Here is a 16,546-nt window from a genome sequence, read left to right as displayed (position 1 = left end):
GCCTTCGAAGGCCAGCTGAAAGGCACCGACAGCCGTATCCTGGTCGCCCAGGTGCCGGGCGGCATGCTCACCAACCTCGAAGGCCAGCTGAAGCAGCAGAGCGCCGCCCACCGTCTGGATGAGGTACTGGCGGAAATCCCCCGCGTGCGCGAGGACCTCGGCTTCATCCCGCTGGTCACCCCGACTTCGCAGATTGTCGGCACCCAGGCGGTGCTCAACGTGCTGGGCGGCGAGCGCTACAAAACCATTGCGAAGGAGACCGCCGGTATTCTGAAAGGCGAATACGGCCACACCCCGGCGCCGGTTAACGCCGCCCTGCAGGCGCGGGTGCTCGACGGCGCCGACGCCGTCACCTGCCGCCCGGCCGACCTGCTGAAGCCGGAGCTGGCGGAGCTTGAAGCCGACGTCAAACGCCAGGCGCAGGAGAAGGGCATCACGCTTGCCGAAAACGCCATCGACGACGTGCTCACCGTGGCGCTGTTCCCGCAAATCGGCCTGAAGTTCCTCGAAAACCGCCACAACCCGGCGGCCTTTGAGCCGGTGCCGCAGGTGGAAGAAGCCACCTCTGCCGCGCCGGCAAAAGCCGCCGCCTCCGGTATCTACACCGTCGAAGTGGAAGGCAAAGCCTTCGTGGTCAAGGTCAGCGACGGCGGCGACGTCAGCCAGCTGACGGCGACCACCCCGTCTTCCGCACCGGTTCAGGCTGCCGCCCCGGCCGGCGCCGGCACCCCGGTGACCGCGCCGCTGGCGGGCACCATCTGGAAGGTGCTGGCCAGCGAAGGCCAGGCGGTGGCGGAAGGCGAGGTGCTGCTGATTCTGGAAGCCATGAAGATGGAAACCGAAATCCGCGCCGCGCAGGCCGGTACCGTACGCGGTATCGCAGTGAAATCCGGCGATGCGGTGGCGGTCGGCGACACCCTGCTGCAGCTGGCGTAAGGACGAGGAGCGCAAATGGAAAGTCTGAACGCCCTGATTCAGGGCATGGGGCTGATGCACCTGCAGGCCGGCCAGGCGGCGATGCTGCTGGTCAGCCTGCTGCTGCTGTGGCTGGCGATTGCTAAAAAGTTCGAGCCGTTACTGCTGCTGCCGATTGGCTTCGGCGGCCTGCTCTCCAATATCCCGGAGGCCGGGCTGGCGCTGAGCGCGCTGGAAAACCTGCTGGCCCATCACGACCCGCTCCAGCTGGCGGTGATTGCCGCGAAGCTCAACTGCGCACCGGACGTCCACGCCATCAAGGAAGCGCTGGCGCTGGCCCTGCCGTCGGTACAGGGGCAGATGGAGACGCTGGCGGTGGATATGGGCTACTCCTCCGGAGTGCTGGCCATCTTCTATAAGGTGGCGATTGGCTCGGGTATCGCGCCGCTGGTGATCTTTATGGGCGTCGGGGCGATGACCGATTTCGGCCCGCTGCTGGCCAACCCGCGCACCCTGCTGCTGGGGGCGGCGGCGCAGTTCGGGATCTTCGCCACCGTGCTCGGGGCGCTGACGCTGAACTACTTCGGCTTCATCCACTTCACCCTGCCGCAGGCGGCGGCCATCGGCATCATCGGCGGCGCCGACGGCCCGACGGCCATCTACCTGTCGAGCAAGCTGGCGCCGGAGCTGCTGGGGGCCATCGCGGTGGCCGCCTACTCCTATATGGCGCTGGTGCCGCTGATCCAGCCGCCGATCATGAAGGCGCTGACCAGCGACAAAGAGCGGAAGATCCGCATGGTGCAGCTGCGTACGGTGAGCAAACGCGAGAAGATCCTCTTCCCGGCGGTGCTGTTGCTGCTGGTGGCGCTGCTGCTGCCGGACGCCGCGCCGCTGCTGGGGATGTTCTGCTTCGGCAACCTGATGCGCGAAAGCGGAGTGGTGGATCGGCTGAGCGATACGGTGCAGAACGCGCTGATCAATATCGTCACCATCTTCCTCGGGCTGTCGGTGGGGGCCAAGCTGGTGGCGGACAAGTTCCTGCAGCCGCAGACACTGGGCATCCTGCTGCTGGGGGTGATCGCCTTCTGCGTGGGCACCGCGGCCGGGGTGATCATGGCGAAGCTGATGAATGTCTTCAGTAAACACAAGATCAACCCGCTGATTGGCTCGGCCGGGGTGTCGGCGGTGCCGATGGCAGCAAGGGTGTCCAACAAGGTGGGTCTGGAAGCGGACGGGCAGAACTTCCTGCTGATGCACGCGATGGGCCCGAATGTGGCCGGGGTGATCGGCTCGGCGATCGCCGCCGGGGTGATGCTCAAGTACGTGCTGGCGATGTAAGCCGGCATCCTTCCCGGGTTGCGGCTGGCGCCTTATCCGGGCTACCGGTCCGCTCCGGTTTGTAGCCCCGGTAAGCGCAGCGCCACCGGGGAGAGGTTCCCGGATGGCGGCTTGCGCCTTATCCGGGCTACCGGTCCGCTCCGGTTTGTAGCCCCGGTAAGCGCAGCGCCACCGGGGAGAGGTTCCCGGATGGCGGCTAGCGCCTTATCCGGGCGACCGGTGATCCCGTAGCCCGGCCGGGCGACGCGAGAACCGAGAATTTTCCCTGAGGAGGCTTTGATGAATGAAACGGTAGCATTACGTCCTGCCAGCCGGTCGTCGGCAAAAGAGGGGGTCGTGGATGACGCCCTGGCGTCGCTGGAGGAGCTTGAACAACTGCATCCGGCGCTGAATCTGCTGGCGCACCCGCCGGTCGGCCGTGGCAGCCATGATTTCTTTGTCTGTTGTTATGACGCCGGTGTACAGCATGCGCAGACCGGGGAGGCTGAAACGGTAGCGGCGTTGCTTGATTCGCTGACGCATGAGCGGCAAAGGAGCGGCCTGCTTTGCGCCGCCGCCGGGCATCTGGATGCGCTGCGCCAGCCGCTGACGCATAATCGTTTATGCGATCTCGCCGGGCAGATGTGCGCCAGCGTGGCGCAGGCTGATAGTGAATCACGCAGTGGTTTCTACAGCGTACGCAGTATCTCGCTGCCGGTGTATCGACGATTGTTGCGGGACAACCATTCGCACAGCGTTTGCTTACAACAGTCGCTGCTGCATTTGCTGGCCTGGAAGAGTGAATCGCCGTGGGCGCGGCAGCAGGCGCAACGGCTGCTGTGGCAGGGCGGGGTTCTCGGCGAGAGAGGGGAGTTCGCGTTACTGACGCTGGATGATGAACTGCGGGAGCGGCAGATCTGCTGGCCATCGTTGCGGTCGTTACTGGCGGTGACCGGGTTTCTGGCCAGATTCCCGGCCGGACCGCTGTTTGTTGATTAATCGCGCTCCGATAACGGAGCGCTAATCGTTAATTTGTCGCCGGATATTCTTGTACCGCCACGTGCAGGGTGATTTTCTTATCATCACGCATGATGACCACCGGGATTTCTGAACCCGGGCGAATTTCTGCGACCTGGTCCATGGTTTCCAGCGCCGAAACCGCTGGTTTATCGTTCACCGAGATGATCACATCATTGGCGCGGATCCCGGCCTGCGCCGCTGGGCCGTCAGGTGCGACGTCATTAACGACGATCCCCTGGATCTGATCCATGCCGCCGCTCTGCGCATGCATCGGCGCGATCTCGCGGCCGCTGATCCCGATGTAACCGCGGATCACCCGGCCGTCGCGGATCAGTTTATCCATGATTTTGGTCGCCAGCTGGAACGGGATGGCAAAGCCGATCCCTTCCGGCGTTTCGCCGTCATTGCTCTTATCAAACGACAGGGTGTTAATACCCATCAGTTCACCCAGCGAGTTGACCAGCGCGCCGCCGGAGTTGCCGTGGTTGATAGAGGCGTCGGTTTGCAGGAAATTCTGTCGCCCGGTGGGGTTCAGGCCGATACGACCGGTCGCGCTGATGATACCCTGGGTGATGGTTTGCCCAAGGTTATAAGGGTTGCCTATCGCCAGTACCACATCGCCGATATGTGGAACGCGTTTCGGGTTAATCGGGATAACCGGCAGGCCGCCGCTGGCGTTTATTTTGAGCACTGCCAGGTCAGTCAGGGTATCGGAACCGACCAACAGGGCTTCAAATACCCGTCCATCCTGCAAGGCGATGATTATCTGATCGGCATCGTTGATGACGTGCTTGTTGGTGAGGATATATCCGCGTTGGTCCATGATAACGCCGGAGCCGAGCGTCAGCTGGTTATGGCTGGTGCTGTTCAGCGCGCGGTTATAGACGTTGACCACCGCCGGCGCGGCGCGTCTTACCGCAGCATTATAGCTGGCGGGCGATTCGTCAGCGGTATCGCTCGGCGTCGCCGACGAGAGCTGCCACTGGCGCAGCGAAGGCATCGCCGCCAGCAGGATGCCGCCGACGATTAAACCGATAAGGACTGAACGTAAAAGCTTTCCTGGCATGATGCGAATATCGTTAATTAATGGGCAGGCGCAGCATAGCATGACTTATCCGGACATCGCACGACGCGCGATGTCCGGATGCAGCCGTTAGCGTAGCAGCAGATAAATGCTTTCGTTACCGCGCAGCACATTCAGCGCGATGACGGCCGGTTTGGTTTCCAGCACTTTACGTAGCTCGGCGATGGAACGCACGCGCTGGCGGTTGAGGCCGATAATGAGATCGTCTTTATGCAGGCCAACCTGAGCCGCCGCGCTGCCTTTATCGACGTTATCGATGCTCACGCCCTTAGTGCCGTCTTTTAACTGGCCATCGCTTAGCGCCGCTCCCTGCAGGGCCGGGATAATCAGCTCGGCGCTGGCGGTGGAGGAGGTGCTCTTATCCAGCGTGACCTCGACGTCCAACGGTTTGCCGTCGCGCAGTAGCCCCAGTTTTACTTTTGTGCCAGGGGCGGTAGTGGCGATACGCGAGCGCAGCTCGGCGAAGCTGCTTAGCGGCTTGCCGTTCATGCTGACGATAACATCACCGGATTTAATCCCAGCTTTTGCGGAGCCTGAATTGGCCAGGACTTCGCTTACAAAGGCGCCGCGCTGAGCGTTGATATTCATCGCTTTGGCGATATCCGCGCTCATTTCCATGCCTTTAATGCCCAGCAGGCCGCGTTTGATTTCGCCGTATTGAATAAGCTGATCGGCGAGGGTCTTCGCCATGTTGCTCGGGATGGCGAAGCCGATACCGATGCTGCCGCCGCCCGGCGCCAGAATGGCGGTATTGATGCCGATAAGCTCGCCGTTGAGATTCAGCAGCGCGCCGCCGGAGTTGCCGCGGTTAATTGAGGCATCGGTCTGAATAAAGTTTTCCAGCCCTTCGAGATTAAGGCCGCTACGACCCAGCGCGGAGATGATGCCGGAAGTAGCGGTTTGCCCGAGGCCGAAGGGGTTGCCAACGGCAACGGCGAAATCGCCGACGCGCAGCTTGTCGGAATCCGCGATGGCGATTTGCGTTAAATTGCTGGGTTTTAAAACCTGCAGCAGGGCGATATCGCTCTGTTCGTCGCTGCCGACTAGTTTGGCATCGAACTCGCGGCCATCGTTCAACTGAATGCTGATTTTCTGCGCCTGGCTTATTACGTGGTTGTTGGTCAGCACGTAGCCTTTGGCGGCGTCGATAATCACCCCTGATCCGAGGCCTTCAAACGGCTGCGCCTGCTCTTGCGGCGCGTTGTCGCCAAAGTATTTTTTCAGCTCTTCCGGCATATTCTGCACCGGCGAGGCGGTGCCTTCTACCTGCACGCTGACCACCGCAGGCAATACTTTTTCCAGCATCGGCGCGAGGCTCGGTAGCGCGCCCTGGCCTGGAACCTGGGTCGGCAGTGATGCCGCCGCCGGAGGCAGGACCGACAACGATAATCCAATGCTTAACGCTAACGCACTCAACAGCAAAGTCTGTTTCTTCATTAGATGCTGGCTCTCGTAACCTGAGGTGTATGGAAAAAACGTCCGAATGATTTGATGTTATTGAATTTTCGACCGGCTAACAATGCGGTCCGTGCTTAAATTGTAGCTGGGATGCAGGGGGAAGACGGGCGCGGAAGGCGCGCCCGGTAAATATTTTTACGCAGACAGCGGGATCAGTCGCGTTTCGCACCACCGCGCAGTAGGCCGGATGCGCCTTCAGAATAATCGCGCGGCATCTGTACCGGCGCCTGATCGTTGCTGGCTTCGGACTCCGCCAGGCGATTGCGGAACGGATTGGCGTCCGCCATCGCGTCCGGCAGCAGGCTGCTGGAGCTTTTTGCCATGTGCTGATACAGCTGACGGTAGTCATCCGCCATGTTGTCCAGCAGTTCTGCGCTGCGCGCAAAATGGCTGACCAGCTCTTCGCGATACTCTTCAAGCTCTGCTTTATTCTTTTCCAGTTCGAACTGCAGCGCTTGTTGCTGACGCAATTTGCGGTTACCAAAACGCATGGCGACGGCACCGATGATGATACCGACGACTAATCCAATTAGCGCGTATTCCCAGGTCATGAACATCTCCCGTTGTTTTGTGGTTCCGTAGGGTGGCTGTTAGGCTCTCCGCCTGCGCCCGATAGTGCCACTATAACCGCTAATTCCACAGAAGTGGAATCCTGGCGTATCATCGCGTACTGTAGAACCGCCTTTTTTTCGTCAATCGTGGGCCACGGCGCCACGGTTTTCAAGGAATAACAATAAGATCATGCAAAGCCTGTCCCCAACATCGCGTTACCTTTTAGCTCTCAAAGAGGGCAGCCATCAACCCGACGACGTGCAACAAGAAGCAGTCAGCCGCCTCGATACCATCTATCGTGAACTGCAGGAAAAACCTGTAGCTGCAGCGCCTGCGGGCGGCGGGCTGCGGGCGAAATTCAGCAAGCTGCTTGGCAAACGCGAACCGGCGGCGGAAGCGACCGCCGTACGCGGCCTGTATATGTGGGGCGGCGTTGGGCGCGGCAAAACCTGGCTGATGGATATGTTTTATCAAAGCCTGCCGGGCGAGCGTAAACAGCGCCTGCATTTCCATCGCTTTATGCTGCGCGTACACGAAGAGTTAACTACCTTGCAGGGGCATAGCGACCCGCTGGAAATCGTTGCCGATCGCTTTAAAGCGCAAACCGATGTGTTGTGCTTTGACGAGTTTTTTGTCTCCGACATCACCGATGCCATGCTGCTCGGCGGCTTAATGAAAGCGCTGTTCTCGCGTGGGATTACGCTGGTTGCTACCTCAAACATCCCGCCGGACGAGCTCTACCGCAATGGTCTGCAGCGCGCGCGTTTCCTGCCGGCGATAGACGCCATCAAACAGCATTGCGACATTATGAACGTCGATGCGGGGATTGATTACCGCCTGCGCACGTTAACCCAGGCGCATCTGTGGTTGTCGCCGCTCAATGTCGAGACCAGCCAGCAAATGGATAAACTCTGGCTGGCGCTGGCGGGAGCCAAACGCGAGCAGATGCCGACGCTGGAAATTAACCACCGGCCGCTGCCGACGTTAGGCGTGGAAAACCAGACTTTGGCGGCGTCGTTCGACACGCTGTGCGTGGATGCGCGCAGCCAGCATGATTACATCGCGCTGTCACGCCTGTTCCATACCGTGATGTTGTTCGATGTGCCGGTGATGACGACGCATCTTGAGAGCGAAGCGCGGCGCTTTATCGCGCTGGTGGATGAATTCTACGAACGTCACGTAAAACTGGTGGTTAGCGCGGCGGTGCCGCTGTATGAGATCTATCAGGGCGAACGCTTGAAGTTTGAGTTCCAGCGCTGTTTATCGCGCCTGCAGGAAATGCAAAGCGAAGAATATCTGAAACAACCGCACATGCCCTGAATCCAGCCTTCTTCTCACATTGAGAAAAACCTGCTGCAAATCACATAAAGGGGTCGATCTTTGGCCCCTACTTCTCTATAATCTTGCGACCCCACGTTACGAGAAGGTTTTTTTTCCCGAAATCTTCTATGTGCTGGCATAGGCTATTCGAAGGGGTAGGTTTGCCGGACTTTGTCGTGTGAACCTCAACTGACTAAACGTTTGGGTGTTCACCAACGTGTAACTTATTTATTTGGGTAAGCTTTTAATGAAAACTTTTACAGCTAAACCAGAAACCGTAAAACGCGACTGGTATGTTGTTGACGCGACCGGTAAAACTCTGGGCCGTCTGGCTACTGAACTGGCTCGTCGCCTGCGCGGTAAGCACAAAGCGGAATACACTCCGCACGTTGATACTGGTGATTACATCATCGTTCTGAACGCAGAAAAAGTTGCTGTAACCGGCAACAAGCGCGAAGACAAAATGTACTACCACCACACCGGCCACATCGGTGGTATCAAAGAAGCGACCTTTGAAGAGATGATTGCCCGCCGTCCTGAGCGTGTGATTGAAATCGCGGTTAAAGGCATGCTGCCAAAAGGCCCGCTGGGTCGTGCTATGTACCGTAAACTGAAAGTTTACGCTGGTAACGAGCACAACCACGCGGCACAGCAACCGCAAGTTCTTGACATCTAATCGGGATTATAGGCAATGGCTGAAAATCAATACTACGGCACTGGTCGCCGCAAAAGTTCCGCAGCTCGCGTTTTCATCAAACCGGGCAACGGCAAAATCGTAATCAACCAGCGTTCGCTGGAACAGTACTTCGGTCGTGAAACTGCCCGCATGGTAGTTCGTCAGCCGCTGGAACTGGTCGACATGGTTGAGAAACTGGATCTGTACATCACTGTTAAAGGTGGTGGTATCTCTGGTCAGGCTGGTGCGATCCGTCACGGTATCACCCGCGCTCTGATGGAGTACGACGAGTCCCTGCGTTCTGAACTGCGTAAAGCTGGCTTCGTTACTCGTGACGCTCGTCAGGTTGAACGTAAGAAAGTCGGTCTGCGTAAAGCACGTCGTCGTCCGCAGTTCTCCAAACGTTAATTGTTTTCTGCTCACGCAGAACAATTTGCGAAAAAACCCGCTTCGGCGGGTTTTTTTATGGATAAAACGGCTGTTATCCACAAAGGAATGGTCTGTTCTTACCACTTTTTCAGCATTTCCAGAATACCCTCACCACAACGTCCGCAAAATCTGGTAAACTATCATCCAATTTTCTGCCCAAATGCTGGTGGTTGTTCATTTTTTAGTTAATCAATGAACATATCGTCGCCGTGCGAATGGGGTTTATACATCTGGCTGGCCATGCGTGGTCGGCAGCAGTAAAAATTCTGAATATACCTGGAGGTTTTCATGGCTGTCGCTGCCAACAAACGTTCGGTAATGACGCTGTTTTCTGGTCCTACTGACATCTATAGCCATCAGGTCCGCATCGTGCTGGCCGAAAAAGGTGTCAGTTTTGAGATAGAGCACGTGGAGAAGGATAACCCGCCTCAGGATCTGATTGACCTCAACCCGAATCAAAGCGTCCCGACGCTGGTGGATCGTGAGCTCACTCTGTGGGAATCCCGCATCATTATGGAATACCTGGATGAGCGTTTCCCGCATCCGCCGCTAATGCCGGTTTACCCGGTGGCGCGTGGTGAAAGCCGTCTGTACATGCAACGTATCGAGAAAGACTGGTATTCGCTGATGAATACCATCCAGACCGGTACCGCGGCCCAGGCTGATGCCGCTCGTAAGCAGCTGCGTGAAGAACTGCAGGCGATTGCGCCGGTCTTTACTCAGAAGCCTTACTTCCTGAGCGACGAATTCAGCCTGGTCGATTGCTACCTGGCTCCGCTGCTGTGGCGTTTGCCGGTTCTCGGCGTAGAACTGGTGGGTGCTGGCGCGAAAGAGCTTAAGGGCTATATGACTCGCGTCTTCGAACGTGATTCTTTCCTCGCTTCTTTAACTGAAGCCGAGCGTGAAATGCGCCTCGGCCGGGGCTAAATAATGGATGTATCACAGCTGACGCCGCGTCGCCCGTACCTGCTGCGGGCGTTCTATGAGTGGCTGCTGGATAACCAGCTGACTCCGCACCTGGTCGTCGATGTGACGCTGCCAGGCGTTCTCGTGCCGATGGAGTACGCTCGCGACGGCCAAATCGTTCTGAACATTGCGCCGCGTGCGGTGGGCAATCTGGAACTGGCGAATGACGAAGTGCGCTTTAATGCTCGCTTCGGCGGCGTACCGCGCAACGTTTCCGTGCCGCTAGCTGCGGTACTCGCTATCTATGCCCGTGAGAACGGCGCAGGAACGATGTTTGAACCTGAAGCGGCCTATGACGAAGATGTCAGCAGCCTCAACGATGATGACGTCGTGTCTGAGAGCGAAAACGAAACGGTGATGTCGGTGATTGATGGCGATAAGCCGGATAATCACGATGACGATCCTGACGACACGCCGCCGCCGCCGCGCGGTGGTCGTCCGGCGCTGCGCGTTGTGAAGTAATGCCTGACAGGCCCTCCGGGGCCTGTTTTTTTTGCTCCTGCTTAACCACGATCAAGCATAAAAAAGCCCGATAGCGTTAACCATCGGGCTTTTCTGCGTTGAGACTCAGGGTCTAATCAGACTTCAAGATAGTTGAGGATCCCGTCCGCTGCTTTACGGCCTTCGGCAATCGCCGTTACCACCAGGTCTGAGCCGCGAACGATATCGCCGCCGGCAAAGATTTTCGGGTTGCTGGTCTGGAACGCGTTGTCGCTGCCTTCCGGGGCGATGATGCGGCCCTGAGAATCCAGCTCGACGCTATGTTTCGCCAGCCATTCCATGCTGTGTGGACGGAAACCAAACGCCATCACCACCGCGTCTGCCGGCACCACGTGCTCGGAACCGGCGACGATTTCCGCGCGACGGCGGCCTTTCGCATCCGGCTGGCCCATTTCGGTGCGAGCCATTTTCACGCCGCACACTTTGCCGTTGGCATTCACTTCCACGCCCAGCGGCTGGACGTTGAACTGGAATTCGACACCCTCTTCACGCGCGTTTTTCACTTCGCGTTTGGAACCCGGCATGTTTTCTTCGTCACGACGATAGGCGCAGATAACGTGCGCCGCCCCCTGACGAACCGAGGTCCGCACGCAGTCCATCGCGGTGTCGCCGCCGCCGAGAACCACCACGCGTTTGCCTTCCATACTGACGAACGGTTCGTGCGCCGTTTCGCCAAAGCCCATGATCTGTTTGGTGTTGGCGATAAGGAACGGCAGTGCGTCATACACGCCGTTGGCATCTTCGTTTTCCAGTCCGCCGCGCATGGACTGGTAGGTGCCCACGCCCAGAAATACGGCATCGTACTCTTTCAGCAGATCGTCGAGCTGGACGTCACGGCCCACTTCGGTATTGAGCCGGAACTCAATCCCCATGCCGGTGAAGATCTCACGGCGGCGGGTCATCACCTCTTTTTCCAGCTTAAACGCCGGGATGCCGAAGGTCAGCAGACCGCCGATTTCCGGATGACGATCGAAAACGATCGCCTTTACGCCGTTACGGGTCAGCACATCCGCGCAGGCCAGGCCTGCCGGACCGGCGCCGATAATGGCGACGGTTTTACCGGTTTGCTTCACGCCGGACAAGTCCGGACGCCAGCCCATCTCAAACGCCTTATCGTTGATATAGCGTTCAATGTTGCCGATGGTCACCGCGCCGAACTCATCGTTCAGGGTACAGGAACCTTCGCACAGGCGGTCCTGCGGGCAGACACGTCCGCAGACTTCCGGCAGGGTGTTGGTCTGATGTGACAGTTCGGCCGCTTCAAAAATACGCCCCTCGTTGGCCAGTTTCAGCCAGTTAGGGATGTAGTTGTGCACCGGACATTTCCATTCGCAGTACGGGTTGCCGCAGGAGAGGCAGCGATCTGCCTGCGCCTTGGCCTGGCCTTCTGAAAACGGCTCGTAAATTTCTACAAATTCAATTTTACGGATCTTCAGCGGTTTCTTTGGCGGATCAACGCGCTGCAGGTCGATAAATTGGTATACGTTCTGACTCATCTTAACCCCTTACTGCGCCTGCACCCGCAGCTCAGCTGCGGAACGACTACGGTGACCCAACAGTGCTTTAACATCGCTGGACTTCGGTTTAACCAGCGCAAACTTCGCCGCGAAGGCCGGCCAGTTGGCGAGGATCTCTTCGCCGCGCTGCGAACCGGTAAGCTGGACGTGTTCGGTAATTAAGCCACGCAGGTGCTCCTCATGGATAGCCAGCGTGTCCACGTCCAGAACTTCCACCAGTTCGGGGTTAACGCGTTTACGGAAGTCGCCATCTTCATCCAGGACGTAAGCAAAGCCGCCGGTCATACCTGCGCCGAAGTTCACGCCGGTTTTCCCCAGGATACAGACGATGCCGCCGGTCATGTATTCACAGCCGTTGTCGCCGATGCCTTCCACCACGGTGATGGCGCCGGAGTTACGTACCGCAAAGCGTTCGCCCGCGCGTCCTGCCGCGTACAGACGACCGCCGGTCGCGCCATACAGACAGGTGTTGCCAATGATGCTTGCTTCATGGCTACGGAAGGCGGAGCCGACCGGAGGACGAATCGACAGCAGACCGCCCGCCATGCCTTTACCCACGTAGTCGTTGGCGTCGCCGGTCAGGTGCAGCTCAACGCCGCCGGCGTTCCAGACGCCGAAGCTCTGGCCCGCGGTACCGCTAAAGTGGGCGGTAATCGGGTCGGCGGCCAGCCCCTGGTCGCCGTGAGTCTGGGCGATATAACCGGACAGCGACGCCCCAACGGAACGGTCAGTGTTGCGAATATCGAACCAGAACGTTTTGCTCTGTTTGTTATCCACATACGGCTTCGCCTGCTGCAGCAGCTGCGCGTTGAGCACGCCGTTATCGAACGGCGGGTTGCTCTCGGTGCAGTACAGCGCCTTGCCTGGCAGCGGCTCAGCGGTTTCCAGCAGTTTGCCGAGCTCCAGTTTCTGCTGTTTCGCCGTAAAGCCTTCCAGTTCTTTCAGCAGGTCGGTGCGGCCGATCAGGTCCACCAGACGCTTCACGCCCAGCTGCGCCATCAGCTCGCGGGTTTCGCGGGCGATGAATTCAAAGTAGTTGGTCACTTTGAATGGCAGGCCGTGGTAGTGGTTCTTACGCAGTTTGTCATCCTGGGTCGCCACGCCGGTGGCGCAGTTGTTCAGGTGACAGATACGCAGGTATTTACAGCCCAGCGCGACCATCGGGCCGGTGCCGAAGCCGAAGCTTTCCGCGCCAAGGATCGCCGCTTTGATGATATCGAGGCCGGTTTTCAGGCCGCCGTCTACCTGCAGGCGAATTTTATGACGCAAGCCGTTGGCGACCAGCGCCTGCTGGGTTTCCACCAGGCCAAGTTCCCACGGACAGCCGGCATATTTCACCGATGAAAGCGGGCTCGCCCCGGTACCGCCATCGTAGCCGGCGATAGTGATTAGGTCTGCGTAGGCTTTCGCCACGCCGGTGGCGATGGTGCCGACACCCGGCTCGGAAACCAGTTTGACGGAAATCATCGCCTTCGGATTGACCTGCTTGAGGTCGAAAATCAGCTGCGCCAGATCCTCGATAGAGTAAATATCGTGGTGCGGCGGCGGGGAGATCAGCGTCACGCCCGGTACCGAATAACGCAGTTTGGCGATATAAGGCGTCACTTTGTCACCCGGCAACTGTCCGCCTTCACCGGGTTTCGCGCCCTGGGCGACTTTAATCTGGATCACGTCGGCATTCACCAGGTAGGCTGGGGTAACGCCGAAACGACCTGAAGCCACCTGCTTAATACGCGAGACTTTGTTGGTGCCGTAGCGCGCCGGGTCTTCACCGCCTTCACCGGAGTTGGAGAAGCCGCCGATGCTGTTCATCGCTTCCGCCAGTGATTCGTGCGCTTCCGGGCTCAGCGCGCCGATCGACATGGCCGCGGTATCGAAGCGTTTAAACAGCTCTTTCGCTGATTCCACTTCATTGATGCTTATGGCTTCATCGCCTGGGTTGAGCGCCAGCAGATCGCGCAGCGTGGCTGCCGGACGTTCGTTAACCAGCTTCGCGTATTCCTGATAATCACGGTATTCGCCGCTCTGAACCGCCTGCTGCAGGGTGCGAACGACGTCCGGGTTGTAGGCGTGATATTCGCCGCCGTGGACATATTTCAGCAAACCGCCCTGAGCCAGCGGTTTACGCGCCAGCCATGCGCGTTTCGACAGATTCAGCAGGTCCTGCTGGAAGTCGTCGAAACCGGCGCCGCCAATGCGGCTCACTACGCCCTGGAAGCAGAGGTCGGCCACGTCGCGATGCAGACCGACCGCTTCGAACAGCTTCGAGCAGCGGTAGGAGGCGATGGTCGAGATCCCCATCTTCGACATGATTTTGTACAGGCCTTTGTTGATGCCGTTACGGTAGTTCAGCATCACCGTACGGTATTCTTTATCGATAGCTTTGCTATCCACCAGCTTCGCCAGGGTTTCATAGGCAAGATATGGATAGATAGCCGTCGCGCCAAAGCCCAGCAGCACCGCAAAGTGGTGCGGATCGCGGGCGCTGGCGGTTTCGACGATGATGTTAGCGTCGCAGCGCAGGCTCTTATCGACGAGGCGCGTCTGGATGGCGCCAACGGCCATCGGCGTCGGTACCGGCAGACGGTCTTTCGCGATGTTGCGGTCGGACAGCACCAGCAGTACGGTGCCGTTACGTACCATCTGTTCCGCTTTATCGCACAGCGCTTTTACCGTCTCGGCCAGCGTGGTTTCGTTGGCATCAAAGGTAATATCCAGGGTGTCGGCGCGATAATGCTCCTCTTCCATGGTGGTCAGCTGTTTAAAGTCGGAGTACAGCAGGATCGGCGATTTGAAGCTCAGGCGGTGCGCCTGGCCTTCCGCTTCGCAGAAGACGTTCATTTCACGGCCGATACTGGTAGCCAGCGACATCACGTGCGCTTCACGCAGCGGATCGATCGGCGGGTTTGTCACCTGGGCGAACTGCTGGCGGAAATAATCATAAATGATACGCGGCTGGCTGGAGAGCACGGCGAATGGGGTATCATCGCCCATCGAACCGACCGCTTCCTGGCCGTTTTCCCCAAGGACGCGCAGGACGGAGTCCAGCTCTTCGGCGCTGTAGTTAAACTGTTTCTGGTAGCTGGCGAGCGTGTCATCATCCAACTGACGGCTGCCGACTTCTTCTTCCGGCAGGTCTTCGAACGGCACCAGACGGCGGACGTTTTTCTCCATCCACTCTTTGTACGGATGGCGGCTTTTCAGATCGTTATCGGTTTCCGCCGAGTGCAGAATGCGCCCGCTGCGGGTATCGATGACCATCAGCTCGCCAGGCCCAACGCGGCCTTTTTCCATCACTTCATCCGGCTGATAGTCCCAGATACCGACTTCAGACGCGCAGGTGATGAGTTTGTCTTTGGTGATGACGTAGCGCGCCGGACGCAGACCGTTACGGTCGAGGTTACAGGCGGCGTAGCGACCGTCGGACATGACGATGCCCGCCGGGCCGTCCCACGGCTCCATATGCATGGAGTTAAAATCGAAGAACGCGCGCAATTCCGGATCCATGTCCGGGTTATTCTGCCAGGCTGGCGGTACCAGCAGGCGCATCGCGCGGACGATATCCATCCCGCCTGCCAGCAGCAGTTCCAGCATATTATCCATCGAGCTTGAATCAGAGCCGGTTTCGTTGACGAACGGCGCGGCGTCATGCAGATCGGGGATCAGCGGGGTCTGGAATTTATAGGTACGGGCGCGGGCCCACTGGCGGTTACCGGTGATGGTATTGATTTCACCATTGTGCGCCAGATAGCGGAAAGGCTGCGCCAGCGGCCAGCGCGGCACGGTATTGGTGGAGAAGCGCTGGTGGAACAGGCAGATGGCGGATTCCAGACGCAGGTCCGCGAGGTCCAGGTAGAAGCGCGGCAAATCCGCCGGCATACATAGACCTTTATAGATATTAACCAGGTTCGACAGGCTACAAACGTAGAAATCTTTGTCTTCCTGCAGGCGCTTTTCAATGCGGCGGCGCGCGATGAACAGACGGCGTTCCATATCGCGCGGACGCCAGCCTGCCGGCGCGTTAACAAAAATTTGTTCAATACGAGGCAGCGAGGAGAGGGCGATTTCACCGAGCACGCCTTCATTGGTTGGCACATCGCGCCAGCCAACGATAGACAATGTTTCGCGTTGCAGCTCTTCTTCAACGATACGGCGCGCAGCGCTTGCCAGCTCGGGGTCTTTATTCAGGAACAGCATCCCGACGGCGTAGTTTTTGGCTAAGCGCCAGCCGCGCTCTTCCGCCACAATCCGGAAGAAACGATCGGGTTTTTGTAACAGCAGGCCGCAACCGTCGCCGGTTTTACCATCGGCAAGGATCGCGCCGCGGTGCTGCATTCGGGCCAGTGCGTGTATAGCGGTGCGCACTACCTTGTGGCTAGGTTCGCCTTCTATGTGGGCGATCAGGCCGAAACCACAGTTATCCCGCTCAAGGGATTTGTCGTACAACATATCAGTGAACCTCCCCAGGCTCTACGGGACGCCCCCTTAATCGATTGCGCGCAAGGCACAGCAAGAGCATGGCGACGGGGTAAGGGCATCTTTGCCTACCTCGCATTCGCCCTCTTTAAATCCTTTTCGCATCGGTACACAAGTTTGAGGACTTGCTATTAAGAGGGAATCTCAATTACTGCATAAATATGATGAGCAGAGCGCTCATCCAGAAAGCTTCCAGCGGATTCCCAACTTAGCGAGAATCCACACTTACGTCAAATGGCAATCTTATTTATACAAAAGTGTGCTAAGAGGTGTTTAATTTTTTGATTTTAAAAAGAATTGTTGTTTTTTTAAAGG

Annotated in this window: 13 protein-coding genes; 8 read left to right on the top strand and 5 right to left on the bottom strand. The window is 58.3% G+C overall.

The features are described from left to right. From AC2CGP_RS14180 to AC2CGP_RS14170, 3 genes are all read left to right on the top strand, one after another. On the top strand, positions 1 to 936 hold a 936-nt coding region (locus AC2CGP_RS14180), incomplete at its 5' end, for a biotin/lipoyl-containing protein (RefSeq protein WP_411303403.1). 15 nt (positions 937 to 951) lie between these two features. Continuing rightward, positions 952 to 2,253, top strand: a complete 1,302-nt coding sequence (locus AC2CGP_RS14175; protein WP_015368312.1) for an oxaloacetate decarboxylase subunit beta — start codon at positions 952 to 954, stop codon at positions 2,251 to 2,253. A gap of 279 nt (positions 2,254 to 2,532) precedes the next feature. After that, complete coding sequence (locus tag AC2CGP_RS14170; RefSeq protein ID WP_171829608.1) at positions 2,533 to 3,231, top strand: hypothetical protein; 699 nt, start codon at positions 2,533 to 2,535, stop codon at positions 3,229 to 3,231. Between the two features lie 28 nt (positions 3,232 to 3,259). Here AC2CGP_RS14170 and degS read toward each other — a convergent pair whose 3' ends face one another. From degS to zapG, 3 genes are all read right to left on the bottom strand, one after another. After that, on the bottom strand, positions 3,260 to 4,318 hold the full coding sequence (degS, locus tag AC2CGP_RS14165) for an outer membrane-stress sensor serine endopeptidase DegS (RefSeq protein WP_015703614.1): 1,059 nt from the start codon (positions 4,316 to 4,318) through the stop codon (positions 3,260 to 3,262). Between the two features lie 87 nt (positions 4,319 to 4,405). After that, on the bottom strand, positions 4,406 to 5,773 hold the full coding sequence (gene degQ / locus AC2CGP_RS14160; protein ID WP_015369479.1) for a serine endoprotease DegQ: 1,368 nt from the start codon (positions 5,771 to 5,773) through the stop codon (positions 4,406 to 4,408). Positions 5,774 to 5,946: 173 nt separating this feature from the next. Continuing rightward, positions 5,947 to 6,345 carry a Z-ring associated protein ZapG gene (gene zapG / locus AC2CGP_RS14155; RefSeq protein ID WP_015369480.1) on the bottom strand — a complete coding sequence of 133 codons (399 nt, stop codon included), beginning with the start codon at positions 6,343 to 6,345 and terminating at the stop codon, positions 5,947 to 5,949. 190 nt (positions 6,346 to 6,535) lie between these two features. Here zapG and zapE point away from each other — a divergent pair, with 190 nt between their 5' ends. From zapE to sspB, 5 genes are all read left to right on the top strand, one after another. Beyond that, a complete protein-coding gene (zapE, locus tag AC2CGP_RS14150) occupies positions 6,536 to 7,666 on the top strand; it encodes a cell division protein ZapE (protein ID WP_047046837.1) in 1,131 nt (376 codons plus the stop codon). A 247-nt stretch (positions 7,667 to 7,913) separates the two neighbouring features. Then, the gene (gene rplM / locus AC2CGP_RS14145) at positions 7,914 to 8,342 is read left to right on the top strand and encodes a 50S ribosomal protein L13 (protein ID WP_002918559.1); all 429 of its coding nucleotides are present in this window, start codon (positions 7,914 to 7,916) and stop codon (positions 8,340 to 8,342) included. Positions 8,343 to 8,357: 15 nt separating this feature from the next. Further along, positions 8,358 to 8,750: a 30S ribosomal protein S9 gene (gene rpsI / locus AC2CGP_RS14140; RefSeq protein ID WP_000829818.1), complete on the top strand. Its 393-nt coding sequence runs from the start codon at positions 8,358 to 8,360 to the stop codon at positions 8,748 to 8,750. A 309-nt stretch (positions 8,751 to 9,059) separates the two neighbouring features. Continuing rightward, on the top strand, positions 9,060 to 9,698 hold the full coding sequence (gene sspA / locus AC2CGP_RS14135) for a stringent starvation protein SspA (protein ID WP_015369483.1): 639 nt from the start codon (positions 9,060 to 9,062) through the stop codon (positions 9,696 to 9,698). 3 nt (positions 9,699 to 9,701) lie between these two features. Further along, on the top strand, positions 9,702 to 10,199 hold the full coding sequence (gene sspB / locus AC2CGP_RS14130; protein WP_015369484.1) for a ClpXP protease specificity-enhancing factor: 498 nt from the start codon (positions 9,702 to 9,704) through the stop codon (positions 10,197 to 10,199). Positions 10,200 to 10,315: 116 nt separating this feature from the next. Here sspB and gltD read toward each other — a convergent pair whose 3' ends face one another. Together gltD and gltB are read right to left on the bottom strand one after the other, a co-directional pair. After that, complete coding sequence (gene gltD / locus AC2CGP_RS14125; RefSeq protein ID WP_015369485.1) at positions 10,316 to 11,734, bottom strand: glutamate synthase subunit GltD; 1,419 nt, start codon at positions 11,732 to 11,734, stop codon at positions 10,316 to 10,318. Between the two features lie 9 nt (positions 11,735 to 11,743). After that, the gene (gene gltB / locus AC2CGP_RS14120; protein ID WP_484502363.1) at positions 11,744 to 16,204 is read right to left on the bottom strand and encodes a glutamate synthase large subunit; all 4,461 of its coding nucleotides are present in this window, start codon (positions 16,202 to 16,204) and stop codon (positions 11,744 to 11,746) included. Between the last annotated feature and the right edge of the window lie 342 nt (positions 16,205 to 16,546).

It is taken from the genome of Klebsiella sp. SYXHC3, from assembly GCF_057196925.1.
Note: the sequence above shows the minus strand (reverse complement) of the source record. Positions and strands in the feature narration are given on the sequence as shown.